Origin of the sequence: Phocaeicola faecium (genome assembly GCF_014837055.1) — a bacterium.
Taxonomy (GTDB): domain Bacteria; phylum Bacteroidota; class Bacteroidia; order Bacteroidales; family Bacteroidaceae; genus Phocaeicola; species Phocaeicola gallinarum.
The window spans coordinates 648649-675293 of sequence record NZ_JACSPQ010000001.1 but is presented as its reverse complement, the minus strand read 5'-3'; the positions used below and the strand labels follow the sequence as shown (position 1 = coordinate 675293).

Below are 26645 nucleotides of genomic sequence, written 5' to 3'. Positions count from 1 at the left end.
TTATTGTCTATGAAGCAAAAATATATAGAAATTGTTTTATAAACAAATATTTCTTTATTTAATTTGTAATGGGAAGACTGAAGCGAATGTTGAGCCCGGTTTGGGTATGAAGAAAAAGGCGGTGGTGATAAAGCGGGTATTCATTTTGCGTATGCCGGTCTGACGGATAATCTGTATTTCCGTGGCAAACTTTATATACATTATTATATATATGATACAACAAACAGAATTTGTGTTAAGACCTCGTGCACGAGGCTTTCATTTGATAACCGGAGAAGTGACAGCCCATTTGCCGAACCTTCCCCGTGTGGGGCTTGTAAATCTTTTTATTCAGCATACCAGTGCCGCATTGTCTGTCAACGAGAATTGCGACCCCGATGTGCGCGGCGACATGGAGAAGATTTTTAATAATCTGGTAAAAGAGCGGGAGTCGTGGTACGACCATACGCTGGAAGGCTGGGACGACATGCCCGCCCATGCCAAGTCGACGATTGTAGGTGCAAGCCTCACGATACCCATCACCGACGGGCGTTTTAATCTGGGCACATGGCAGGGAATTTACCTCTGTGAGTTCAGAAATCACGGCGGAGGCAGACACATTGTGGCTACGGTGATAGGCGAATGATGCCTTTAGGAGAACCCCTGAAAGGTGATTTGTAAGGTTTTTGTGTGAAAAAGTGTTTATAAATATCGGTCGGCATAAAATGAAGCAGGCAGATTTTCTTGATTTATGGTATATATTTACATTTTGCGGCTAAAAAATGTTACTCGATAGTACACTTTTGAAAGATTATTTTTTAAATTTGCGGTACAGAATTAGTCAAACATTTAACAAACTAATAGGAAGCTTATGTCAAAAATCGTTGGACATATTTCACAGGTAATCGGTCCGGTGGTCGACGTTCACTTCAAGTTGAAGGGAGGACAGGACGCTGAACGTGCTTTGCCTAATATCCACGATGCGTTGACCATCACACGTAAGGATGGTCGTACGCTGGTAGTGGAAGTGCAGCAGCATATTGGTGAAGACACGGTGCGTACCGTTGCAATGGACAGTACGGACGGATTACAGCGTGGAATGGAAGTCATGACTACCGGTCAGTCTATCACGATGCCGGTGGGTAATCAAATTAAGGGACGCGTGATGAATGTCGTTGGTGACGCTATTGACGGAATGCGAGAGTTGGAAAAGAAAGACGGCTTTCCTATCCATCGCGAACCGCCGAAATTTGAAGATTTGGCGACAACTCAGGAAGTCCTGTTTACGGGTATTAAAGTTATCGACCTTTTGGAACCTTATCTGAAGGGAGGTAAAATCGGTTTGTTTGGTGGAGCCGGTGTTGGAAAAACCGTGCTTATCAAAGAATTGATTAACAACATTGCCAAGCGGCACAATGGATTTTCCGTGTTTGCAGGAGTAGGAGAACGTACCCGTGAAGGTAACGACTTGCTGCGCGAAATGATTGAGTCAGGCGTAATTCGTTATGGCGATGAGTTCCTGAAAAGCATGGAAGAAGGAAATTGGGACTTGTCGAAAGTAGATTATAACGAAGTGGAAAAATCGCAGGTGGCAATGGTGTTCGGGCAGATGAATGAGCCTCCCGGCGCACGTCAGTCAGTAGCACTTTCCGGCTTGACGCTTGCCGAATCTTTCCGCGACCGCAAGACGGGAGATAACGGACCGCGTGATATATTGTTCTTCATTGATAATATATTCCGTTTCACTCAGGCAGGTTCGGAAGTTTCAGCATTGCTGGGACGTATGCCTTCTGCCGTAGGTTATCAGCCAACGTTGGCTACGGAAATGGGACAGATGCAGGAGCGAATCACCTCTACCAAGAATGGATCTATTACTTCTGTACAGGCTGTCTATGTCCCTGCCGACGACTTGACCGACCCGGCTCCGGCTACTACTTTTACTCACTTGGACGCAACCACTGTGTTGAGCCGTAAGATTACGGAGTTAGGTATTTATCCGGCTGTTGACCCGTTGGATTCTACATCTCGTATTCTTGACCCGCTGATTGTAGGTAAAGAACATTACGAAACTGCCCAACGAGTAAAACAGATTCTTCAACGCAATAAGGAGTTGCAGGATATCATCTCTATCTTGGGTATGGATGAACTTTCGGATGAAGACCGTTTGACTGTGAACCGTGCCCGTCGTGTACAGCGATTCCTCTCACAGCCCTTTGCCGTGGCAGAACAGTTTACAGGTGTTCCGGGCGTGATGGTTTCTATCGAGGATACAATTAAAGGATTCAAGATGATTCTGGACGGTGAGGTGGATTACTTACCCGAACAGGCATTCTTGAATGTGGGTACCATCGAAGATGCCATAGCGAAAGGAAAGAAATTGCTGGAGGCAGCTAAAGGATAATTTTAAGTTTTTAGGGCTTGTAGCTTAAAACAGGCTCATGGCTCGGAAACTCAAAAATAAGTTAATTATGAAAGAACTTCATCTGGTTATTGTTTCACCCGAACGTACCGTTTACGATGGAAAAGCGGATTCGGTGGTATTGCCGGGAGAATTAGGAGAATTTCAGGTTTTGGTAAACCATGCTCCGATAATATCGTCGTTGGTAGCGGGAGAAGTGAGATATGTGGCCGGAAAGGAAACACACTCTTTAGAAATAAAGGGAGGATTCGTAGAAGTTAGAGATAATCAGATTTCAGTCTGCGCAGAGCTTTGAAAAGAGTGGAAGCGGACGTTGAACCGAATATGTTTTTTATAGTTTTACGAATGAAAAACTGTGTGATGAAATGTTTTTGTTAGCCGTAAAGAAAAAGTTTATAAAAGAATTGACTGTCATAGGAGTGATTCTGACAGCAGTGGTGGCATTGGTATATCATATATTTATCCCTGAAAGGTATTTTTTGTGGTTTCCCGCCATTCCGATATTCTTTTATCTTTTCGGGCTGTTTTACATCTACATGTTCGCGTTCAATTATAGCTTGGGGTTAGACAAAATAGCGATGACTTACCTTGTGTGTAAGACATTGAAGTTTATCCTGAGTATATTGATACTGTTATTCTACGGATTCGTGATAGGACATGAGGTGGTGGCTTTTTTTGCAACGTTTATCCTGTTCTATTTTGCGTTTCTGATATTCGAGACCCGTTTCTTCCTTCGTTTTGAAGCGAAACTGAAATTAAGAAAACAAGCAAACAATGAAAAAACTACGGTACATAGTAATGCTTCTGCTCCTGTTGGCGATAGTTCCGGCAGAAACGCTGAAGGCTCAGAACGATGAAGCTGCGGATGTGGACGTGAATGAATTGGTGTTCGGACATATCGGCGATGCTTATGAATGGCATATCGCAACGTTCGGCAATACTTCACTCAGCATACCGCTCCCGGTAATCGTAAAGAGCAGTACGGGCTGGCATGTTTTTTCTTCTTCTAAATTAGAGGGGGGAGAAGAATATGAGGGCTTGTACATTGCGGAAGGCGGAGCCTACGACGGCAAAATCGTAGAGCGGGATGCTGCGGGTGCAGAAATAAGACCGTTTGACATTTCCATTACCAAAGACGTGTTGGGACTGTTTATCAACAGTGCGATATTGGTGGTTATCATGATAGCCTGTGCGCGCTGGTATAAGAAACATCCTGTGGAGCAAAGCGCTCCGCGCGGCGGTGTGGGTATGATGGAAGCACTCATCCTGATGATTTACGACGATGTAATCAAAGGATGCGTGGGTGAAGATTACAAGCGGTATGCGCCTTACTTGTTGACGGCCTTTTTCTTTGTGCTGGTCAACAATTTGATGGGGTTGATTCCCATCTTTCCGGGAGGAGCAAACGTTACCGGTAACATTGCTATTACATTGGTGTTAGCTTTGTGTACGTTCCTTTTGACCAATATCTTTGGAACGAAGGAGTATTGGAAGGAGATATTTTGGCCAGACGTGCCTACGTGGTTGAAAGCTCCGGTTCCTATGATGCCGTTGATTGAATTCTTCGGTATATTTACCAAACCGTTTGCATTGATGATTCGTCTTTTCGCCAACATAATGGCAGGTCATGCAGCCGTATTAAGTTTGATAGCCATCATCTTTATTACGGTAAAAGCAGGCCCTATTATAAACGGCTCGATGACGTTTGTCGCTGTAGTATTCGGTATTTTTATGAATGCCCTTGAAATCTTGGTTGCGTTCATTCAGGCTTATGTATTCACCATGCTGTCTGCTGTTTTTATCGGACTGTCACGGGTGAAAGGTCATGGAGCCAAATAAAAGAAATTAAAAGAAATAAAAGTATAACCATTAAAAAACGAAAAAATTATGTTATTGTCAGTTTTATTGCAGGCAGCTGCAGGTGTTGGTATTAGTAAATTAGGTGCTGCTATTGGCGCAGGTATTGCAGTATTAGGTGCAGGTATCGGTATCGGTAGAATTGGTGGTTCTGCTATGGAAGCAATGGCTCGTCAGCCGGAAGCATCAGGCGACCTGCGTATGAGTATGATTATTGCAGCCGCTTTGGTTGAAGGTGTGGCTTTGATTGCCATCGTAGTATGTTTGTTGACTTTGTTCTTATAATTAATAAAGCGTTATGGGATTACTAACTCCGGATCCGGGATTGCTTATCTGGATGCTTATCACGTTCGGAGTCGTTTTCTTTATATTGGCTAAGTACGGTTTTCCGGTAGTCATCAAGATGGTTGACGAAAGGAAGGCTTATATAGACAATTCTCTGAAAGCGGCACGGGAAGCTAACGAACAGTTGGCTAACGTGAAACAGGAAAGCGAAAAGGTTCTGGCTCAGGCTCGTGAAGAGCAAGGTCGTATCTTGAGCGAAGCGGCTGCTACACGCGACCGTATCATTAAAGATGCTCAAGAACGTGCTCAACGCGAAGGACAACGCTTGATGGATGAAGTGAAGAAACAGATTGAAACAGAAAAAGAAAGTGCAATCCGTGACATCCGCCGTCAGGTAGCTGTTTTGTCGGTTGGTATTGCTGAAAAAATAATGCGTAACAAGCTGGCCGACGAGAAAGAGCAAACAGAACTGATTGACCGTATGTTGGATGAAATGATAGAATCTTCTAAAAAATAATACATGATGAATACAGGAGTCGTTTCTATGCGTTTTGCAAAAGCATTGCTCGCTTATGCGAAGGCGAATGGCAAGGAAGGACAGGTATATGAGGAAATGAAGTCATTAGCCTCTCATTATACGGATGTTCCCGATTTGCGTCGTGCGGTAGAGAATCCTGTGTTGGATGCCGATAAGAAACTTGATTTGCTTCGTGAAGCATCGGGAGGAGAAAAGGTAAGCAACGAATTGCTTCGCTTTTTTAAACTGGTGTTAGAAGGAAGAAGAGAAAAGTTCTTGCAATTCATGGCGTGGTCATATATTGATTTATATCGGGAAGATAAAAACATCCTCATGGGTAAATTGATAACTGCCGTCCCCTCTAAACGATTGATACAACATCTGGCAAACTTTGTGGGAAGCAAATCGCAAAGTAAAGTCGAACTGGATACTCAAATAGACCCGAAAATTATCGGTGGCTATATCATCGAAGTAGCGGGATATCGTTTGGATGCCAGCGTTGCCAATCAGTTGAAGCGGGTTAAACAGCAGTTCATTGCGAGAAACAGAAGAATAGTTTAAAGAATATTGAAAATTAAAAATTAAGAATGAAGAATCCATGCCGGTTGTTTATGAAGCATGAGGGAATCAGACTTAATTTTTAATTTTCAGTTCTTCAATTTTCAATTAAAAAAGATTATGCCAGAGAATACAATAAAACCCAGTGAAGTTTCAGAAGTATTGCTTCAGCAGTTACAGGGAATCGATACTTCTCTGAAATTCGATGAAGTGGGAACCGTATTGCAGGTGAGCGATGGCGTAGCGCGTATCTATGGGTTGCGTAATGCCGAGGCCAATGAGTTGCTGCAATTCGAAAACGGTATTATGGGTACGGTGATGAATCTGGAAGAAGATAATGTAGGTGCTGTGTTGTTAGGACCTACCGACCAGATTAAGGAAGGTATGATTGTAAAACGTACCAAGCGCATTGCCTCTATCCGTGTAGGCGAAAGTATGCTGGGACGTGTTATCGACCCGTTGGGCGTACCTTTGGACGGAAGAGGAGAAATCGGTGGCGAACTGTTTGAAATGCCATTGGAACGTAAAGCTCCGGGAGTTATTTTCCGTCAGCCTGTTACAGAACCGTTGCAAACAGGACTTAAAGCTATTGATGCGATGATTCCTATCGGCCGCGGACAGCGTGAGTTGATTATCGGCGACCGTCAGACTGGAAAGACAGCCATTGCGATTGATACCATTATCAACCAGCGTTCTAATTATGAAGCAGGCGATCCCGTATACTGTATTTATGTAGCTATCGGTCAGAAAGGTTCTACGGTAGCAAGTATCGTGAATGCTCTGCGCGAAAAAGGTGCGATGGATTACACGGTAGTAGTAGCTGCAACGGCTTCCGACCCGGCTGCATTGCAGTATTTCGCTCCGTTTGCGGGAGCTGCTATCGGCGAATTCTTCCGCGATACCGGTCGCCATGCGTTGGTAGTTTACGATGATTTGTCTAAGCAGGCAGTAGCCTACCGTGAAGTTTCGTTGATTTTGCGCCGTCCGTCAGGACGTGAAGCATATCCGGGCGATATTTTCTATCTGCATTCACGTTTGTTGGAGCGTGCTGCGAAGATTATCAGCCAGCAGGAAGTGGCAGAGCAGATGAACGACCTTCCCGTAAGCCTGAAAGGAAAAGTTAAAGCAGGTGGTTCGTTAACGGCATTGCCTATCATTGAAACTCAGGCAGGAGACGTTTCGGCTTACATCCCGACCAATGTGATTTCTATTACCGACGGGCAGATATTCCTTGAAACAGACCTCTTCAATCAGGGCTTCCGTCCGGCAATCAATGTCGGAATCTCAGTGTCGCGTGTAGGTGGTAGCGCCCAAATCAAGAGTATGAAGAAGGTTGCCGGAACCTTGAAAATCGACCAAGCACAATATCGTGAACTGGAAGCATTTTCGAAGTTCAGCAGCGATATGGACCCTGTAACCGCAATGACAATCGACCGCGGACGTAAAAACAATCAGTTGCTTATCCAGCCGCAGTATAGTCCGATGCCGGTAGGTGAACAGGTTGCCATTCTTTATTGCGGAACGCATGGTTTGATGCGTGATATTCCATTAGAGAAGGTACGTGTTTTCCAAGATGCGTTCTTAACCAACTTGCGTGCAAATCATCAAGCCGATGTTATTGACGTGTTGGCAGGCGGAAAGATTAGCGACGAAATAACGGCAATTATTGAAAAAGTAGCGGCAGAAACAGCCGGACAGTTTAAACAATAAGCATCATGGCATCACTGAAAGAAGTAAAAGGAAGAATCAACTCAATCAACGGGACGCTGAAGATTACTTCGGCGATGAAGATGGTATCCTCGTCAAAACTTCATAAGGCGCAGGAAGCTATCGAAAACATGCTTCCTTACGAACGAAGACTACACCGTATGCTTACTAACTTTTTGAGTGCAGGAGTTACGGTCGAGTCGCCTTTCACCGTGAAACGTGATGTAAAGAAGATTGCTGTTGTAGTATTTGCGTCGAATAGTAGTTTATGTGGTGGATTTAACATGAATGTTATCCGCCATTTGAACGAAATGGTTGAGGAATACGGTAACCGGATAGGGTGTGAAAACATTCTGGTTTATCCGATAGGGCGTAAAATCGCCGATGCCGTTAAGAAGATAAAAGGCGTGGTTCCGATGGGGGATTACCAGCATTTATGTGGCAAACCGAACTATCAGGAGGCGGCAGACTTAGCTGTGGATTTGATAAATAGATTCTTGGATGGCGAAATCCAGCAGGTAGAATTGTTATATAACCATTTTAAGTCTACGTCTACTCAAGTTCTGACGCGCGAAACTTATCTGCCCATTGATTTGTCTTCTAAAGAAGATGATGAACATTCGGAATCAAGCAATAAGGAAGCCGATTATATCATCGAACCTTCTGCCGAAAGGGTAATGCAAGAATTACTGCCTAAGGTGTTGCGTATGAAGATATATACGGCATTGCTTGACTCGAATGCGTCTGAACACGCTGCGCGTATGATGGCTATGCAAGTGGCTACCGACAATGCCAATGATTTGATACAGGAATTGACCTTGCTCTATAACAAGAGTCGTCAACAGGCAATTACTAACGAGTTGTTGGATATTGTGGGTGGTACTATGGCTTGATAAAGAAAAAAACTGTACCCGGAGTCGTTAAGACTTTTGGTGTACAGTTTTTAAAAAAAGACCAAAAAATTAATTATCATGATGGAAACGATTTTCTTTTGTCCTTAATTTTAAAACAAAAGAAAATAAGTAATGTTCAGCATTTTTGCATTTATTTTCCTTCAAAATACACGGGTTCTCCGTCGAGCAGGCAGTTTAGCCGGTTTCCTCCTATTGATATATTTTCCATATAAGAATAATCTCTTGTACCGTATTTCATGCGTATGCTGGTGTATATGCTGTTATACCAGTCCCAAACGAAAGTGTAACGGCTCTCCTGAATGTAACCGTAGCGGTCTTGGGTAAAAATGTAATCGTTGCCTACATTGTCGGGGTAAAAGTTCAGTTCCTGACGATAATAAGTACCGTTGTTGTCGTACCATTCATCTACCCACGGACGGCTGCACAAATAATCGGTCATTTCGTAATAGCTGTTTGAACCATTCCCGAACTCGACACCAATGCCAACGTGCTCACAGGAGGTAAGCGGAATAATCAGTGCTGCAAAAGCCAACAGCAAATATAATTTAAACTTTTTCATATCGGTCTCCTTTCCTTTGGTTTGATGTTACAAAGGTAGAAGGGTAAAATGATATAATCGAATGATTTTTCCTATCTTCTTAAAGGAATTTCCCTATATCGTGTAGGGAAATTCCCAAGTGACTGTTATTCAAAGCAGTACATCTCTGAAGGGAGCGTACGTTTCAGAGGTATTACTTCGACATCTTTTCCTGCGATGATGTTTTTTTCTTTTAGTGCCAGTTCTACGGTTTTATAAGCCAGTTCCGGATGGTTATTGTCTTTGCTCAGGTGGCACAGCCAGAGATATTTCAAGTCTTTCGGGAAGTGGTTGGCTATAAATTCAGCCATCACTTTGTTACACATGTGCCCTCTTTCGCCGGCGATGCGCTGTTTTAAATGTTGCGGATAAGGCCCCATCTGCAACATCGATTCGTCATAGTTTGCCTCCATAATCAGATAATTCGCCCGGCTGATGTATCGGGCGGCAGTGTCTGTTATGTGACCGATATCTGTGATGAATGTAAATGTTTTTCTGTCGATGCAAACACAATACCCTACGTTGTCTGTACCGTCGTGAGGCACTTCAAAACACGTAATGCTGAAGTCGCCTATTTCTACGGTTTCTTCTTTTTGGATGTAACAGATGTGCAAGGCGCTTAGCTTCTCTGTAACACAATAGCTGCGGCGAATGCCTTGATGGATTTCGGGGGTAGTGTAAATGGGTATGTTATGTTTTTCTCCCAAGTGTCCCACAGCCTTAATGTGGTCAGCATGGTCGTGCGTAATAAATACCGCCCGTATTGTGCTTAAACTCAATCCCCGTTCTTTGAATATTTTTTTTACTGTGCGGATGCCTATTCCCGCGTCAATCAATATGCCATACATGTCTGTTCCCAGATAGTAGCAATTTCCGCTACTGCCGCTACCCAGACTCATAAACCTAATTTTCATTTCTCGGACTCTTTTTGTTAAAAGGAACGCAAAGTTACAAAAAAATCGCCTAAAGCACACACGAAAATGAAAACATCAAGCCAAGAAAGCTTTTTGGAGAAATTCAAAATGCCGGTTTTCAGGCTCTGTTTCCGCAGGTATATCTCCTCGAAAACACTACGGGTAGCGTTACTCATTTCATGCGGTAGCGTTTACTGTTTCTACCCATAGAACCGACCGGTGCTATGGGTAGAATTTTCCGACTTTCCGGCTAAGCGGTAAAGCCTTGAAAATAAGCTCGCTATAAGAACCTGTTTAAATCACTTTCCTCTCCGGTTTTCATCCATGTTTAGAAGTTGAAGAAATGCTTGGCGTTGTTATAACAGATGTCTTCTACCATTTGGCGTACACGAGTCATTTCAGATTCCGGTATTTCGCCGTTTTCTACATCGTTTCCCAAGAGGTTGCACAGTGTACGGCGGAAATATTCGTGGCGCGGATAGGAGAGAAACGACCGGGAGTCTGTCAGCATCCCCACAAAGCGGCTTAACAGCCCTAACAGCGATAATGTATTTATCTGTTTTTCCATGCCGTCTTTCTGGTCGAGGAACCACCAGCCGGAACCGAACTGGATTTTTCCCGGTATCGAACCGTCTTGAAAGTTTCCTGCCATTGTAGCTACGACTTCATTCGCACACGGATTCAGGTTATACAAGATGGTTTTTGCCAGCTTTCCTTCACTGTTCAGCCGGTCGAGGTATTTCGACATTGCTGTGGCTGTGGAAAACTCTCCGATGGAGTCGAACCCCGTATCTGCTCCCAGCAGCTTAAACATCTTCGTGTTGTTGTTGCGTAAAGCCCCGTAATGGAATTGTTGTGTCCAGTTTGTTTCAGCATCCATTTCCCCGAATATCACCAGCATTGCTGATTTAAATTTCCGTACTTCTCCGCAGGTTAGTGGCTTGCCTCCATATACTTTGTTGAATATGCTGTCAATTTCTTTATCGGTATAATCTTCCGCATAAAATTCTTCAATGCCGTGGTCAGACAGTTTGCATCCCTGTTCGCCGAAAAAGTCATGGCGTTTCTGTAAGGCCGTAACCATATCGTCAAAACGGTGGATAGACACACCGCTCACTTCGCTGAGTTTCTCCATATAAGTGCGGAACTCTGCCGGGTGTTCTACCGCCATAGCCTTGTCCGGCCTCCATGTAGGAAGCATTTTTATTTCAAAACCACTCTGGCGCGTGGCGATATGATATTCCAAAGAGTCGGTCGGGTCGTCGGTGGTACATACAGCCTCTACGTGGTAGCGGCGCATCAGGTTGCGTGCCGAGTATTCGGGTGTGGCGAGTTTGGCATTACATTCATCGAATATTTCGCGGGCAGTTGTAGGATTTAATACTTTTTCGATGCCGAAAGCTGTTTTCAGCTCCAGATGAGTCCAGTGATAGAGTGGGTTACGCAGGGTGTATGGCACGGTTTCGGCCCATTTTTCAAATTTCTCCCAGTCGGATGTGTCGTTTCCCGTACAGTATCGTTCCGCTACTCCGTTCGCGCGCATCGCACGCCATTTGTAATGGTCGCCTCCTAACCATATTTCAGTGATAGACGTAAATTGATGGTCTTCTGCCACCATCTTGGGGCTAAGGTGGCAATGGTAGTCGATGATGGGCATTTTTGCCGCATGATTGTGATAAAGTTCCTGCGCGGTTTGAGTCTGTAACAGGAAGTTTTCGTCCATGAATTTTTTCATAAGCGTATATAAATTCGTTTGATGTCTTTGTTTGGGTGTATTTCGAGGGCAAATCGTGCTTATACAGCCTTCGTTATCGAACACGAATATATGTATTTTCTGTATAATGACCAAAAAAATCTCTATATTTGCCGATACATCAAATCATTGGATAACATGGAAGTTTTAAACAAAAAGACTGCGGGGAAGACTTTGCGTCCCGAACGCATCATTCAGTTTGGCGAAGGTAATTTCTTGCGTGCGTTTGCCGATTACCTGAAGTTAGCCGAGCAGCCTGACATGCGTTTTGTGATATCAAATACCACCGAAGCAGGCATTGTTTTCGATTCAGCTTGCCGTTTTGACGATGCTCCGGCGGCTTCCTATCCGGGCAAGCTGACCCAGTTGCTTTATCACCGTTTCAGGAAGTTCGGTGGAGACCCTTCGAAGGGATTGATAATCTTTCCTTGCGAGTTGATATTCTTGAACGGACACCGGCTGAAGGAAACCATTATCCGATATATCAGGCATTGGAACTTAGGGGATGAGTTTCGCCGTTGGTTTGAAACGGCTTGCGGAGTATATGCCACGTTGGTCGACCGCATTGTGCCGGGGTTTCCGCACAAAGATATTGACCGCATCAAGAATACGTTGGGATATGATGATAATCTGGTAGTTCAGGCAGAAGTTTTTCACTTGTGGGTTATCGAGGCTCCGAAATCTGTTGTGGCCGAATTTCCGGCTGATAAGGCAGGTCTGAACGTCTTGTTTGTCGATTCTGAGGCGCCCTACCACGAGCGGAAAGTTACGTTGCTTAACGGTCCTCATACGGTATTATCGCCTGTGGCCTATCTGTCGGGTATAAACATAGTGCGTGATGCGTGCCGTCATGAGGTTATCGGCAGATACATTCATCGGGTGATGTTTGACGAGTTGATGGAAACATTGAATTTGCCGAAAGCCGAGCTTGAACAGTTTGCGCATGACGTATTGGAACGTTTTAATAACCCCTTTGTAGATCATCGCTTAACATCTATCATGCTGAATTCTTTCCCCAAATACCGTACACGCGATTTGCCGGGAGTAAAGGTCTATCTGGCACGTAAAGGCAAATTGCCCGAAGGACTTGTTTTGGGGTTTGCCGCCATGATTGTTTATTATAAAGGTGGAAATCGTGCCGACGGCACAGAAATCAAGCCCGATGATTCACCCGAAATAATAGAATGGCTGCAAAAGTTATGGAAAACGAACGACACGCAGGAAGTAGCCAAAGGCGTATTGGGCGCAACGTTTATTTGGGATGAAGACTTAAACCATATACCGGGGCTGACAGCTCTCGTGAAAAAGTATTTAGACGATATTCTGGAGAAGGGAATGCTGGAAACGGTAAAAGAATTGTTATAAAAACAAAATCAGGAACTACCGGCGGGTGGCTCCTGATTTTTATATGGGATGAAATGACTCATGCCGGCATGAGAACCTGCGGTTTGATGCAAGTGTTGACAGAATCTCCCCGCATACCGTTAGAAGGCTTCCGTCATGTTGAAATAAAATAAATTCTGTCTGTTGATAAAGTTCCGCCCGAAATCAAGCCGCACGTTCATACGAGGCTGTACCTCAATGCGCAACCCCAGTCCGGCGTTAGGAAGTACCCCTTCTATTTTCCCCGGTGTAGGTCCCATGAACCCGCAGCCTCCCCATGCAACAAATCCCAAATGGCTTAATATTTTTTTCAGTCGGTTGCTACGGTCGTTGTTAAACATTTGCCTGTACTCCACAAGAGCTATGTGAGAAGACTTGTCCCGATACTGCCCCATGTAATATCCGCGTAAGTCGAAAGGCGTTCCGCTTAATACGTATTTATTTAAAGGCACATCGCCGAATACGTGTTTGCTCTGCACAGTCCATGCCAGCACCTTGCGCTGTCCTACCAACTTATATTGCCGGTAATCTAACTCGAAGCGATAAAACTCGGTATCGCTTCCCAAAAACTTTTCATACATCATGCCGCTGATATTCAGATAAATCCCCTTGTAAGGATTTGCAGGAATATCGCGTGTATCGTAAGTGGCAAGAAATCCGACACCCGAACTGAAATTCTTATATCCGTTTTTCGTACCACCTGCTTCGACATAGCTCGATTCGGTGACAAGATACTTGGCGGGGTCGGTAATGTGGTCGTAATTCAAATCAATTTGCGGTCCGATAAAAAAGTCGGTATCGCTTACCCGGAATAAGAACCACGGGTTGATTTGTATTCCGCTGTAACGGTACTGGCTTGTGGTATCGCTGCGCACATAGTCTTTGTTCGTAGAATATCCTACACCGTAAAAGTTTTCTTGCGTATTCTTATAACTGAATTGTCCGAAAATGCGGAAACGGTCATCTTTAAAGAAAAGCTGCGGTTTCACCATGATGTTCAATCCTCCGTTGAACATAAATGCCATAGCAGCCGGCACCACTGAGCGGCGCATTGTGGTATCTTTTGCATTCATCCGGAAAGTCATCAGTGCGCTTCCTCCCACCAGCAAGCCAAAGTCCGGACTGAAACTTGGACCTCCCAATATATTATAATGGAAATTGCGCTGAGCCACCCGTTGGCGTCGCAGTTCTTTTTTGCTCATCGTAGGTGGTTTTGTAATGGAGTCTTGCGGCTCTTGTGCAAAACTGCCGAGCGTAAGCAGGCAGGCTATGCAGATAAAAATAAGTCTTTTCATACTGTTATGTCGGGGACATTCGGTTAATTGATATTGTGCAAAAGTACAAAAGTTCGTTGAAAAAACGAATATCCGTTATAAGACTTTGAGGTATAGCCGCTGTTTTTAATAAAAAATGGTAACAGGTTTGGCTATTCGGAGGCTATTTTTTACCTTTACATCAACGAATTTTTCATAGCATAAAAGAATATGACAGTAATAGAACGCTTTTTAAAGTACGTAACATTCGACACTCAGTCTGATGAATCGACCGGTGTTACCCCCAGTACACCGAAACAGATGGTGTTTGCACAATATTTGAAAACAGAGTTGGAAGACCTCGGGCTGGAGGAAATATCGCTCGATGACAATGGTTACCTTTTCGCTACGCTTCCTGCGAATGTAGACCGTCCTGTGCCCGTTATCGGCTTCATTGCCCATATTGACACCAGCCCCGACATGAGTGGAGAAAATGTAAACCCGCGTATCGTGGAGAACTATGACGGTACAGACATTGCTTTGTGTGAAGCAGAAGGAATCATCCTTTCGCCGAAACGTTTCCCCGAATTGCTTGACCACGTAGGTGAAGACTTGATTGTAACCGATGGTCATACGCTTCTGGGTGCCGATGACAAGGCGGGTATCGCCGAGATTATCGGTGCGATGGCTTACTTGAAGCAGCATCCCGAAATCCCGCATGGAAAAATCCGCATCGGTTTTAACCCCGACGAAGAAATCGGACTGGGAGCCCATAAGTTTGATGTGGAAAAATTCGGAGCGAAATGGGCATATACGATGGACGGCGGCGAAGTAGGAGAGCTGGAGTTTGAAAACTTCAATGCAGCCGCGGCGAAGGTACAGGTAAAAGGACGCAACGTGCATCCCGGCTATGCCAAAAACAAGATGATCAATTCGCTCTTGGTAGCCAATGAGTTTGTTTCCATGCTTCCTGCCGATGAAACACCCGCAACTACCGAAGGCTACGAAGGATTCTATCACTTGATAGGCATGGAGGGAGAGGTAGAAAGCACGATGCTTTCGTACATCATCCGCGACCACGACCGTGAGAAATTTGAATCGCGCAAGGCACTCATGCAAGACTGTGCGGCACGTATCAACGGAAAATACGGCGAAGAACTGATTACGGTAGAGCTTAAAGACCAATATTATAACATGCGCCAGCAGGTAGAGCCGTTGATGCACATTATCGACATTGCGTTCGCTGCCATGCAGGAAGCAGGAGTGGAGCCTCACGTAAAAGCCATCCGTGGCGGAACAGACGGTGCGCAACTCTCATTTAAAGGTTTGCCGTGTCCGAACATCTTTGCCGGCGGATTGAACTTCCATGGACGTTATGAGTTTGTACCTGTGCAATCAATTGAAAAAGCCATGAATGTGGTAGTAAAAATAGCAGAACTAACAGCTAAGAGATATTGATAAAACGTAAATATTGAAGGCCGGAGAATATGGCCGGTCTTCAATAACTTAATTCTTAATACCAAATCACTATGAAAACAACTCCGTTTACCGAAAAACACATTGCGCTTGGCGCAAAAATGCACGAATTTGCAGGCTATAACATGCCCATCGAATATTCTGGAATCATTGATGAACATCTGACGGTATGTAATGCCGTTGGTGTGTTCGACGTTTCTCACATGGGCGAGTTTTGGGTAAAAGGGCCTCACGCACTTGAGTTCCTTCAACAAGTTACGTCGAACAACGTTGCTGTGTTGACACCCGGAAAAATCCAATATACGTGTTTCCCCAACGAAACGGGCGGTATAGTCGACGATTTGCTGGTATATGCCTACGAGCCTGAAAAGTATATGCTGGTAGTGAATGCTGCAAATATTGATAAAGATTGGAATTGGTGTGTTTCGCATAATCAGGTGGGGGCGGAATTGGAAAATGCTTCCGATAACATTGCCCAACTCGCTGTTCAAGGACCGAAAGTGGTTGACGCATTACAGAAACTGACTTCCGTCAACCTGAGTGAAATCCCTTACTACACTTTTCGTGTAGGCGAGTTTGCCGGTGTGCCTAATGTTATCATTTCGAATACCGGATACACCGGGGCGGGCGGTTTCGAACTGTATTTCTATCCTCAAGATGCGATGAAGATATGGGACGCCATCTTCGAAGCCGGCGAAGAGTTTGGCATCAAGCCCGCAGGATTAGGAGCCCGTGATACGCTCCGTCTGGAGATGGGATTCTGCCTCTATGGTAACGATATCGATGACACCACTTCACCGCTCGAAGCCGGATTGGGTTGGATAACCAAGTTTGTAGAAGGCAAGAACTTTACGAACCGGGCCGCGCTGGAACAGCAGAAAGCCGAAGGTGTGAGCCGTAAGTTAGTGGGCTTCGAGATGATAGACAGAGGCATTCCGCGTCATGGTTATGCACTGACCGACGCCGAAGGGAGAACCATCGGGCACGTAACTTCCGGCACGATGTCGCCTATACGTAAAATCGGTATCGGGATGGGATATGTGGAAACAGCTTTTGCCAAACCCGGTACGGAAATCTATTTGGATAATCGCGGACGTAAGCTGAAAGCGCAGGTTGTAAAACCGCCTTTCCGTAAATAACGGTTTTTTAATGGACTTTCGGGTATGAATCCTTGTGATTCGTGCCCGTTTTTTATTAAAATCCTATTATATTTGTACGCAGATAAGATAAAACAACGATAACGGATATGAATACACTATTGTTTTTAGGCTTGGGCACACAGGAAATTCTGATTATCCTGTTGGTGGTATTGCTGCTTTTCGGCGGTAAAAAGATTCCCGAACTGATGAAAGGTATGGGAAAGGGTGTGAAAAATTTCAAAGAAGGACTGAACGGGGTAGGCGACGAGGAAAATACTTCGACGGATAAAGATGCAAAGAAAGACGAAACGAAGTGAGAAAGAAATTAAAGCAAGTTCTATTTTCTGTACGAAAGTTGATGTTTGTGTTTGTGGGAGGAGGAGCCCTCTCGATGCAGGCACAAGATTCTGTACGGGTCGACTTTTGTTCGCCATTTGATTTCCCTTTGTTGCTGAGTGCCAATTTCGGGGAACTTCGTCCCAATCATTTTCATAACGGACTGGATATAAAAACACAGGGTGTGACCGGAAAACCGATTCGCTGCATCGCAGACGGGTATGTTTCACGCATTGCCGTATTCCACGGAGGGTATGGGCAGGCTATTTATGTGGCTCATCCTAACGGATTGACTTCGGTGTACGGGCATATTGTGGCTTTTGCCCCGGAAATCCAGCAGTATCTGCGCAACTATCAATATGCTAACGAGACTTTTACTTGCAGCCTGACGTTTACGCCCGAACAGTTTCCCGTAAAGCAGGGCGATGTTATCGCGCTGAGCGGAAACGAAGGTTCGTCGGCTGGTCCGCATTTGCATTTGGAGCTTCGCCGTACGGATACAGACGAATATATCGACCCCATGCCTTACTTCAAGCGGTATCTTTCAGATAAAAAAGCACCGGTGGCAAGTCTTGTCGGCTTTTATCCCGTAGAAGGCAAAGGAGTGGTAAACGGTTCGCAGCGTAAAAAACTCGTCCCGATAGCCTCACTGAATCAGCCGGTCAGCGCATGGGGTGAAATCTATACGGGTATCAGTGCAAAAGATTATATGGACGGTACTTCCAACTTTTATGGTGTACATTCCGTAACACTCTATGTCGATTCTGTTCAGGTATTCAATAGCACCACCGATGCGGTGGCACCCGCCGAAAACCGGATGATTAACGGCTTTACGGATTACGATGAACTGGTACGTACACGGAGGCTGATTATGCGTTCCCGTACGCTGCCCGGCAATCGCTTGCGTCTGCTTCATACCGGTGAAAGTAAAGGTATCGTAACGATAGATGAGGAGCGCGATTATCATTTCCGTTACGTATTGGAAGATAACTTCGGCAATCGGAAGACTTACCGTTTCACCGTGCGCGGACGTCGGCAGCCGATACCGGAATATCGTCAGGAGGCTGACAGCAAGATGCTTTATTGGAATCGGACAAACGTGATTCAGGAACCGGGAATGGAGCTGGTGATTCCCCGAGGTTACATCTACGATAATGTTGAGCTTCGCACTTCGGTAACGGGAGACAGCGGAGCTGTTTCGTTAGACTATGTGCTGGATGCCGGCAATACCCCTTTACACGATTATTGCGATTTGTCTATCGGTGTGCGCCACCTCCCCGTGTCCGACACTTCGAAATACTATATCGTGCAAAAGGCAGGGAAACGCCGTGCATCGATGGGCGGAACGTACTCCGACGGGTGGGTGAAAGCCCGCGTTCGTTCGTTGGGACGTTTTGCCGTGGCGGTCGATACCGTTGCTCCGCGGGTAACTCCGGTAGGGATACAAGGATGGCGCACGAATCGAAACATTCGTTTTAAGGTAGGCGATGCAGAAACAGGGGTTGTCTCTTATAAAGTATATATTGACGGACATTTCGTCTTGTTCGGGTTAAAGAAAGGCGTGTTGGTTATCCAAGACCCGGAACGTGTGAAACGTGGAGTGGCACATCAGGCAGAAGTGGTGGTGACGGATTATTGCGGAAACGAGACCCGCCGCACGTATCGCTTCTGATGCGTCTACATGCTCGCCGCCGTCAGAGATATTTCCCATAAAAAATAAAGAAACAATACATAAACCAATTTATATATGAAGAGAAGATTAGTTTTTGCTGTCTTGTTTTTGACAGCCTTTGTTACGGGCAGTTGGGCCTGTACTAATTTTATTGTCGGCAAGAATGCCTCTGCCGACGGTTCGGTAATTGTGTCTTATTCTGCCGATTCGTACGGATTGTTCGGATTCCTTTGCCATTATCCGGCAGCCGTTCATCCGGCGGGAGCGATGCGCGACATCTACGAGTGGGATACCGGTAAGTATTTGGGACAAATCAAGGAGGCTAAACAAACGTATAACGTGATAGGGAATACGAACGAGTTTCAGGTTACTATCGGCGAAACTACGTTCGGCGGACGTCCGGAATTGGTAGATTCTACGGGTATCATGGACTACGGAAGTCTGATATACGTGGCGCTTCAGCGTTCTCGCACGGCGAAAGAAGCCATCAAGGTAATGACCGATTTGGTAAAGGAGTACGGTTATTACAGCAGTGGCGAGTCTTTCTCCATCGCCGACCCTAATGAGGCTTGGATTATGGAAATGATTGGTAAAGGACCGGGAGTGAAAGGTGCCGTATGGGTAGCCGTGCGCATCCCCGACGATTGCATTGCTGCACACGCCAACCAAAGCCGTATCCATAAATTTAATATGAGCGACAAAGAGAACTGCCTCTACGCTCCGGATGTGGTTTCTTTCGCCCGTGAAAAAGGCTATTTCTCCGGAAAGAATACCGATTTCAGCTTTGCGGATGCTTATTGTCCTCTTACTTTCGATAATGTTCGTTTCTGCGAAGCCCGTGTATGGAGTTTTTATAACATGTTCAGCAAATCAACGGGACAGACTTACCTGCCTTACGTTCAGGGCGAGAGTAAAGAACCGATGCCTCTTTACGTGAAGCCCGACCGCAAGGTGTCTGTACGCGATATTCAGCACGCCATGCGCGACCACTACGAGGGTACGCCGCTTGACATTACAAAAGATTGTGGGGCAGGAGCTTTTGAAACGCCCTATCGTCTTTCTCCGCTGACTTTTAAGGTCGATGGTAAAGACTATTTCAACGAACGTCCTATCTCAACTCAGCAGAGTGGCTTTGTATTTGTTTCGCAGATGCGTTCTACGATGCCCGACATGGTAGGCGGTGTATTGTGGTTCGGATTAGACGATGCAAACATGACGGTGTTTACTCCCGTTTACTGTAATACCGACCGTGTTCCGGCTCCGTATGCCGAAGGTAACGGCGACTGTGTCACGTTCTCATGGGATTCGGCCTTCTGGATTTATAACTGGGTGGCAGACATGATTCGTCCGCGTTACTCGCTGATGGTAGGCGATATGCGTTCCGTACAAAACAGCTTGGAAGATATGTATGCCAATGCGCAGGAAGGAATAGAAAGTGCAGCGTTGAAACTGTATCAGGAAGACCCGCAGAAAGCGAAGGAGTTTCTGACCAACTATACCGACATGGCTGCACGCACCGCACTGGATAGTTGGAAGAAGTTGGGTGAGTTCCTGATTGTCCGTTATAACGACGGCGCAGTGAAGCGTGTGAAAAACGGTAAGCTGGTTCGCCCCGAAACCGGAAACAGTGCTCCGCTCGACCGTCCGGGATACAGCGAAGAGTTCTTGAAAAAATTAGTAGAAGAAACCGGCGACCGCTACTTGATGAAGACTTGGTAAGAGGTACGCCACTGATTTTGATACTTGAATCGGCAATATCCGGAGGCTTTCTATCTCCGGGTATTGCCGATTTTTTTTGTGCCGAAATTTCTATGGGTAACGCGAGGAAATCCATGCGGAAGTTTTACTTGACACAAGCGTTAGCGTCACCCTGTCTTTCGGGTAGAATTTTTCGTCCGGTTATTCCCTTCTGAAGTATTCTTCCAGCTCTTCCGAAGCCGTTCCTTCGGTGTTGTCGATGTCGCGGATGATGACCCCGTGTTCCAGTACGGCAATGCGTGTGCTGATGTCTGTGGTGTGGGTCAGGTTATGGCTCGACACGAGGATGGTGGCGCATGTTTCGCGGTTATATTCGCGGAGCAAATGCTTGAGCGACGATTGCGAACTGGGGTCGAGGAAGTTGAAAGGCTCGTCTAAAATCACCACCGCAGGGCGGCTGAGCAGGGCAGAGATAATCCCCACCTTCTGTCTGTTTCCGGCAGAAAGGTTGCGGATGTACTTCTTCTGCCCGATGATTTCGTCTGCCATGAAGCGGCTGTAAGCCTCAATCCGTTCCTCTGTTTCGGCCTTTGTGAAACCGCACATTTTTCCCACGAAACAGAAATACTCTTCGGGTGTGAGATAGTCGATAAGGAAACTCTCATCAAGGTAAGCCCCTGTGAAATTTTTCCACGATTCACTCCGGCTGACATCAATGTCGTTTATCGTAACGTTTCCGCTGTCAGCCTTCAGAAGGTCGAGCATCAGGCGGAAAAGCGTAGTTTTTCCCGCTCCGTTGTTTCCCACCAATCCCAATATCTCTCCTTCGGCAATGGTATATTCGGGTATGTCGACAGCCACTTTGCTGCCGTAGGTTTTCTTTAAATCATGAATCAGAATCATAAGGATGAGTTGATTAACGTGTGTTTCTAAAGTTTTCCATGTTGTTATACCGGCGTTTCATTAAGCGCACGTAGATGTTTTTTATCCAAATCCGGTGCGTGGCAACCGTTGCAAGTCCGATGACCAACAGGGCGATACCCGCCTCGGTTTCGGGCAGGAAGAACGTCAGCATTCTCTGTATCAGCAGCGGGGCAGCAAATGCGATGAGCGTGATAAGCGTTTGATACATGGTGTTTCCCTGCGACTTTGCCATGAACCCGCCGTTAAGGACGGCGGTCTTGTCGTTATAAACGGCAAGCTGCATGATGGTGGCAAATATCGGTCCCATCGTAAAAAACAGGTAAGCTGCGGAGGTGAGGAGCGAAACCGTGCCTGTCACCACGGGATAAAGCATCATCAGGAAAGGGATTATCAGGAAGATGCTTTGCAGGTAATACTTGGCGAGCAGCAGGTTATAGATGGTTTCTTTATGCACCATCAGCCCGTCGATGTAATTCCCCTCGAACGACATGATTCGGCTCAGTGTCATCAGCCCGAACACACAGTAGCAGTAGAGGCAGATGAAATAATTCATGTAGTTGTTGCTGCCGTACACATCGCCGGCAAGGGCGCACGCAAACATTACCATGATGAAGAGGAAGCTCCAGAAGTTCGACTTCGGCGTTTTGTTGCGGAATATCAGTTTCAGTTCCAAACGCATGTATTCGCCCACGATGCCGTAACGCTCGAAAAACGAATAGTTGCTGATGTGTTTCACCTTGTTGTCTTCCGTGCGCGCCAGTTCCCGGTAAATCAGTTTGCCCTGCACCCAGCGGTTCACTCCCGCCAGTCCGATAGCCACGGCAAGCGTGCCGAGAAATGCCAGCGGATTCCATTCGATGTATCCTTCGCCCAAATCCATGTAAAACCGCGATGTCCACTCCGTTTCGGGCAGGAACTCCAAAAGCGCCATGCTTCCGTACACAGGCAATATGAGCAGGATATAGATGAATTTCTGACGCATCAGCACCCGCACCAGCATACTCCAATAGCCGTTGCCTACCATCAGCAGCCATATCCCCACGCAGTAACCCAATACGCCGGGGATTCCATAAAACCGGAGCACGGAAAGCCATGCGAAGGGCACAAAGAGGAAAAGCCAAAACAGGTTAAACGGATTCAGTCCCGCCTGTATGAGCAAGGCATTGAGTACCCGCTTCTTGGGGAGAGGGAGGAGTAAGTAAGGTTTGATTTCCTGCACCGGAGTGGGCAGCAGGAAGCGCATAAAGAAATCTATCAGCAGAAAGAACGGCAGACCGCAGTTCAGAATGTGATAAGGCTCCATATTCGGTATCCCCTCGCTAAAAGCAAAAAACAGCATAACTCCGATGTAAACGAAGTATGCTGCCCAAAAAGTGATACCGAAATAAATCATAAACTTGGCAAAGCGGTTCCGCTCATATATCGGACTCCGCCTTGCTGCAAGTTTTTGGTTTTTTCGTATGTCGGAAAGTAACATGATTATTTATTTACGGGAGAACTCATACTGACTTCTATCTGGTTACCTTGTCCGAAGAACGTCTTGGCAAACTCTTTCAGGTCGGTAGCCGTGATGCCGTTTACGATGCTTTCGAAATCGGTATTGGTATCAATTCCGTTCCAGTAATATTCGTTCAGAACGCCGAGCCAGTAACCGTTTTCCTTTTGGTTTTGCTGATAAGTTTTCAGCATGTATTCTTTCACTTTATTCAAATCATCAGCTTTCGGACCGTTGGCGGTAAAGTCGGCTAATCCTTGTCTTACCAGCTCTACCATCTTCTCTCTACGTGCAGGGTCGGTATCGAAATAGATTTGGAATGCTGCCTTCTCGTCGGGGTACTTCGTGATGCTTCCTCCGCAACTTACGCCATACGTTCCGCCTTGCTCTTCGCGGATGGTCTGCGTGTACAGAATGTCAAGCAACTGTCCGGTAATGTTCATCAATATTTTGTTTCTCAACGTGTACGGACATTCTCCGGTATTAACCAAAACGACAGTAGATTTCGGGGTTTCGAGCGGGCGTACGAAATTGTTTTCTACTTTTCCCTTGCGGAAACTGATGTTGGTCTGTCCGAAGTTTTCCTTACGTCCGTGGGTGGGAAGACCTCCCAAGTATTGTTCTATCAGCGGGGTTGCCGTTTCCATGTCAATGTTTCCTACAAACAAGAAAGTAAAGTCGCCGGCATCTTCGAAACGATTTTTATAAAGTTCCATTACCTTTCCGTAATCCACTTTATCCATCATCTCAGCCTTCATGCTGAAAATACGCGGGTTCTTGTTGTAAAGCGTCATGTTGAGCGAGTCGATAAATACACTCATCGGGTTAGCTTCCTGATTGGTCAGCGCCGCTTTCTTGCGGTTGATGTATGACGAGAACGCCTCTTGGTCGGTACGCGGAGCGGTGAACAGCATGTAAGTAAGCTGGAGCATGGTTTCCAAATCTTTAGGTGAGCAGTTGCCGCTTACTCCTTCGGTATATGTATTGACAGAAGCACTGGCAGATGCCATCTTGCCTGCTAAAACCTTGTTCAGGTCGGTCAGACTGAAATTGCCGAGACCGCCCAAAGCCGCAACCTCGTTAAGGTTAGAGAACTGAAGCACGTCTTTGTTATCAAACAGCGAGTTACCTCCGGGACTGAACGCCTCCATCTGTAATTGGTCGGCTTTGAAGTCGGTCGGCTTGATAACCACCCGCACCCCGTTGCTCAGTGTCAGCAGGGTAGTGCCGAACGCACCTTCTTCTTTCTTAACTACCTTGCCCGGTGCCGGTTTCTCTTTCAGCAGCGGTTCGTTGGAAACCTTATCGACATACGCCGTCAGTTCTTCAGTTTGGGTCTTGTCGATGATGGCTTTCAGTTCGGCTTCGGTAGGATATTTCATACCTTCTTTTTCCGGACAGAATACGCTCAGCACGATATTGTTTTCGCCGATTAATTGTTTCATCCAAGCGTTAACAGCCTCCAACGGAATCATCGGAACGATTTGTGTCATCGTCTGGTAATAAAATTCCGTACCCGGAATCGGCTCGCCATTCAAGAAGTTTCCTAAATATTCATTTACGTAAGACGGCGTACGCTGTTTGTCACGTTCGTTGTAACTTACTTCCAAACTGCGCAGATAGTCGGCTTTAGCACGGGCATATTCGCCTGCCGTAAATCCGAAACGGCGTACCCGTTCGATTTCTTTCATCAAGGCTTCTGTTCCGCTCAAGATACCGTCTTCTTTGGTTACAGCAACTCCGGTAAATGCGCCTTTGGTTTTAGCCAGCAAATAGTTGGAGTCATCAATAAAACTTTGTATAAAAGGCGGGTTAGCCTGTTGCATCAATTCATCGATGCGGTTGTTAAGCATCTCTTCGATAGCCCATGTCATATAATTGACAGTAAGATAATCAATCGTATTTTTCTGATCGTCAGGGATAGCCTCATGCTTATGGAACAGATAAACCACAGGAACTTCCTGCTCTTTATCTTTAGCAATGGTGATTATCGGTTCCTGATTATCGGGCACGGGGAAATATTCGCGTTTAGCCGGATTCTTCGGCATCTCGATAGGAGAGAAGAGGCGTTTGATCTTGTTCTCTATCGAATCCACGTTAATGTCTCCCACTACAATGATGCCTTGTTGGTCGGGGCGATACCATTTTTCATAATAATCACGTAATGCTTGATAGGGGAAATTGTCTACCACTTCCATCGTACCGATAGGCAGACGATGTCCGTATTTGCTTCCTTTGTACATAGCCGGGAACACCTGCTCGTACATACGCATCATGGCACCCATCCGCGTACGCCATTCTTCGTGGATGACCCCGCGCTCTTTATCTATTTCTTTGGGAGCAAGCGTTAAATCGTTAGCCCAGTCATGCAGAATAAGCAGACAAGAATCAATAATACCATCGCGGATTACGGGTACATTCGTAATATTATATACTGTTTCATCTATTGAAGTATAGGCATTTAAGTTTGCACCGAATTTTACTCCGATAGTTTCCAGATATTCGCGTAAGGTATTATCGGGGAAATGTGTTGTACCGTTAAAGCACATGTGTTCCAAAAAATGAGCCAATCCCCGCTGATCGTCTTCTTCCAAAATAGAACCCACCTTTTGTGCAATGTAAAAATCCGCCTGCTTTTCAGGCAATTCGTTGTGACGTATGTAATAAGTCAGTCCGTTTTCTAACTTGCCGACTCGCACCGCAGGGTCGGTAGGCAGAGAAGGCATTTGCTGGGCAGACACCATTGCCGCACCACTTGCCACGACAATAACGGCAATTGTTTTCTTAAACATGTTCTTCATAACTCTATAACTTAGTAATAATTGAATTAAAGTAATCCATTTGTTGAAAGATAGCGTTCAGCTTCGATAGCTGCCTTACATCCGCTTCCGGCGGCCGTTATCGCTTGGCGGTAATGAGGGTCTGCCACATCGCCCGCTGCAAATACTCCCGGTACTCCGGTGCGTGGCGTTCCGGGCTCTGTGAGGATATAGCCCACTTCATCGGTCTTTACCCACGGCTTGAAAATATCGGAGTTCGGTTGATGACCGATTGCCAAGAAGAATCCATCGATGGCAACATCGTAACGTTCTTCATCGGCTTCGCCCATCCGCTTCACCACGTGCATACCCTCAACGCCATTGTCGCCATACAATCCTACGGCGTTATGCTCGAATAACACGGTGATATTGGGATGGTTCATCACACGTTCTTGCATGATTTTCGATGCGCGTAAGAAAGGCTTTCGAACCACCAAGTAAACTTTACTTGCCAAACCTGCCAGATAGATGGCTTCTTCGCAAGCCGTGTCTCCGCCGCCTATAACGGCAACTGTTTTTTTGCGGTAGAAGAAGCCGTCGCACGTAGCACAGGCGCTGACTCCCATACCGGCATACTTCTTTTCATCTTCCAGTCCGAGATACTTGGCGGTAGCTCCGGTAGAAATGATAACCGTATCGGCAGTGATTTCTTTTTCTTCGTCTACGATGAATGTATAGGGGGCTTTGCTTAAATCTGCCTTAGTAACGATGCCGTTGCGGATTTCGGCTCCGAATCTTTCTGCTTGTTTACGGAAATCGTCCATCAGCACAGGACCTGTCACTCCATCGGGATAACCCGGAAAATTCTCTACTTCAGTAGTTGTTGTTAACTGTCCACCCGGCTGAATACCTTCGTAAAGCACAGGGGAAATATTTGCTCGACCGGCATAAATGGCTGCCGTATATCCGGCAGGGCCTGAACCAATGATCAGGCATTTTACATGTTCTGTCGTCATAATTATATGAATAT

Annotated in this window: 24 protein-coding genes; 16 read left to right on the top strand and 8 right to left on the bottom strand. The window is 45.9% G+C overall.

Annotation, left to right across the window (positions count from 1 at the left end; translation table 11 throughout):
* Positions 1-211: 211 nt before the first annotated feature.
* The 10 genes from H9626_RS02980 to H9626_RS02935 all read left to right on the top strand — a co-directional run bounded on the left by H9626_RS02980 (position 212) and on the right by H9626_RS02935 (position 8215).
* Entirely contained in the window at positions 212-625 is a 414-nt protein-coding gene (locus tag H9626_RS02980) for a secondary thiamine-phosphate synthase enzyme YjbQ (RefSeq protein WP_191709527.1), read from the top strand.
* A 225-nt stretch (positions 626-850) separates the two neighbouring features.
* On the top strand, positions 851-2380 hold the full coding sequence (gene atpD / locus H9626_RS02975) for a F0F1 ATP synthase subunit beta (protein WP_178256609.1): 1530 nt from the start codon (positions 851-853) through the stop codon (positions 2378-2380).
* Positions 2381-2447: 67 nt separating this feature from the next.
* Positions 2448-2693: an ATP synthase F1 subunit epsilon gene (gene atpC, locus H9626_RS02970; protein WP_178256608.1), complete on the top strand. Its 246-nt coding sequence runs from the start codon at positions 2448-2450 to the stop codon at positions 2691-2693.
* Positions 2694-2763: 70 nt separating this feature from the next.
* A complete protein-coding gene (locus tag H9626_RS02965; protein WP_178256607.1) occupies positions 2764-3255 on the top strand; it encodes a hypothetical protein in 492 nt (163 codons plus the stop codon).
* Positions 3173-4237, top strand: coding sequence for a F0F1 ATP synthase subunit A (atpB, locus tag H9626_RS02960; RefSeq protein WP_178256606.1), 1065 nt, complete (start codon positions 3173-3175; stop codon positions 4235-4237). The genes H9626_RS02965 and atpB overlap by 83 nt, the downstream gene beginning before the upstream one ends.
* Positions 4238-4285: 48 nt before the next feature.
* Entirely contained in the window at positions 4286-4540 is a 255-nt protein-coding gene (gene atpE, locus H9626_RS02955; protein ID WP_178256605.1) for an ATP synthase F0 subunit C, read from the top strand.
* 13 nt (positions 4541-4553) lie between these two features.
* A complete protein-coding gene (gene atpF, locus H9626_RS02950; RefSeq protein WP_178256604.1) occupies positions 4554-5057 on the top strand; it encodes a F0F1 ATP synthase subunit B in 504 nt (167 codons plus the stop codon).
* Positions 5058-5063: 6 nt separating this feature from the next.
* Positions 5064-5618: a F0F1 ATP synthase subunit delta gene (locus tag H9626_RS02945; protein WP_178256621.1), complete on the top strand. Its 555-nt coding sequence runs from the start codon at positions 5064-5066 to the stop codon at positions 5616-5618.
* Positions 5619-5735: 117 nt separating this feature from the next.
* Positions 5736-7325, top strand: a complete 1590-nt coding sequence (gene atpA / locus H9626_RS02940) for a F0F1 ATP synthase subunit alpha (protein ID WP_178256603.1) — start codon at positions 5736-5738, stop codon at positions 7323-7325.
* A gap of 5 nt (positions 7326-7330) precedes the next feature.
* Positions 7331-8215, top strand: coding sequence for a F0F1 ATP synthase subunit gamma (locus H9626_RS02935; RefSeq protein ID WP_191709526.1), 885 nt, complete (start codon positions 7331-7333; stop codon positions 8213-8215).
* 151 nt (positions 8216-8366) lie between these two features.
* Here the strand turns inward: H9626_RS02935 and H9626_RS02930 are convergent, their stop codons facing one another.
* The 3 genes from H9626_RS02930 to uxaC all read right to left on the bottom strand — a co-directional run bounded on the left by H9626_RS02930 (position 8367) and on the right by uxaC (position 11462).
* Positions 8367-8795: a hypothetical protein gene (locus H9626_RS02930; protein ID WP_178256601.1), complete on the bottom strand. Its 429-nt coding sequence runs from the start codon at positions 8793-8795 to the stop codon at positions 8367-8369.
* Between the two features lie 125 nt (positions 8796-8920).
* Positions 8921-9727: an MBL fold metallo-hydrolase gene (locus H9626_RS02925; RefSeq protein ID WP_191709525.1), complete on the bottom strand. Its 807-nt coding sequence runs from the start codon at positions 9725-9727 to the stop codon at positions 8921-8923.
* A 328-nt stretch (positions 9728-10055) separates the two neighbouring features.
* Positions 10056-11462, bottom strand: a complete 1407-nt coding sequence (gene uxaC / locus H9626_RS02920) for a glucuronate isomerase (RefSeq protein ID WP_191709524.1) — start codon at positions 11460-11462, stop codon at positions 10056-10058.
* 156 nt (positions 11463-11618) lie between these two features.
* Between uxaC and H9626_RS02915 the strand changes: the two genes are divergently transcribed.
* Positions 11619-12845 carry a tagaturonate reductase gene (locus H9626_RS02915; protein WP_191709523.1) on the top strand — a complete coding sequence of 409 codons (1227 nt, stop codon included), beginning with the start codon at positions 11619-11621 and terminating at the stop codon, positions 12843-12845.
* A 119-nt stretch (positions 12846-12964) separates the two neighbouring features.
* Here the strand turns inward: H9626_RS02915 and H9626_RS02910 are convergent, their stop codons facing one another.
* Positions 12965-14158, bottom strand: coding sequence for a BamA/TamA family outer membrane protein (locus H9626_RS02910; protein ID WP_178256597.1), 1194 nt, complete (start codon positions 14156-14158; stop codon positions 12965-12967).
* A 189-nt stretch (positions 14159-14347) separates the two neighbouring features.
* On the opposite strand from H9626_RS02910, the gene pepT reads away from it, so the two are divergent.
* From pepT to H9626_RS02885, 5 genes are all read left to right on the top strand, one after another.
* Positions 14348-15574 (top strand): peptidase T, encoded by a 1227-nt coding sequence (gene pepT / locus H9626_RS02905; protein WP_191709522.1) that lies wholly within the window; start codon positions 14348-14350, stop codon positions 15572-15574.
* A 71-nt stretch (positions 15575-15645) separates the two neighbouring features.
* A complete protein-coding gene (gene gcvT, locus H9626_RS02900) occupies positions 15646-16731 on the top strand; it encodes a glycine cleavage system aminomethyltransferase GcvT (RefSeq protein ID WP_191709521.1) in 1086 nt (361 codons plus the stop codon).
* A 107-nt stretch (positions 16732-16838) separates the two neighbouring features.
* The gene (tatA, locus tag H9626_RS02895) at positions 16839-17048 is read left to right on the top strand and encodes a twin-arginine translocase TatA/TatE family subunit (RefSeq protein WP_178256594.1); all 210 of its coding nucleotides are present in this window, start codon (positions 16839-16841) and stop codon (positions 17046-17048) included.
* A 41-nt stretch (positions 17049-17089) separates the two neighbouring features.
* Positions 17090-18739, top strand: coding sequence for a M23 family metallopeptidase (locus H9626_RS02890; RefSeq protein ID WP_191709855.1), 1650 nt, complete (start codon positions 17090-17092; stop codon positions 18737-18739).
* Between the two features lie 75 nt (positions 18740-18814).
* The gene (locus H9626_RS02885) at positions 18815-20458 is read left to right on the top strand and encodes a C69 family dipeptidase (protein ID WP_178256593.1); all 1644 of its coding nucleotides are present in this window, start codon (positions 18815-18817) and stop codon (positions 20456-20458) included.
* A gap of 180 nt (positions 20459-20638) precedes the next feature.
* On the opposite strand, the gene H9626_RS02880 is transcribed toward H9626_RS02885, so the two are convergent.
* From H9626_RS02880 to trxB, 4 genes are read right to left on the bottom strand one after another with little or no spacing between them, the layout of a single operon-like run.
* On the bottom strand, positions 20639-21340 hold the full coding sequence (locus tag H9626_RS02880; RefSeq protein WP_178256592.1) for an ABC transporter ATP-binding protein: 702 nt from the start codon (positions 21338-21340) through the stop codon (positions 20639-20641).
* A gap of 13 nt (positions 21341-21353) precedes the next feature.
* Positions 21354-22838, bottom strand: a complete 1485-nt coding sequence (locus H9626_RS02875; protein ID WP_191709520.1) for a DUF5687 family protein — start codon at positions 22836-22838, stop codon at positions 21354-21356.
* A 2-nt stretch (positions 22839-22840) separates the two neighbouring features.
* Positions 22841-25657 carry a M16 family metallopeptidase gene (locus H9626_RS02870; RefSeq protein ID WP_191709519.1) on the bottom strand — a complete coding sequence of 939 codons (2817 nt, stop codon included), beginning with the start codon at positions 25655-25657 and terminating at the stop codon, positions 22841-22843.
* A gap of 26 nt (positions 25658-25683) precedes the next feature.
* Complete coding sequence (gene trxB / locus H9626_RS02865; protein WP_191709518.1) at positions 25684-26631, bottom strand: thioredoxin-disulfide reductase; 948 nt, start codon at positions 26629-26631, stop codon at positions 25684-25686.
* Positions 26632-26645: the final 14 nt, after the last annotated feature.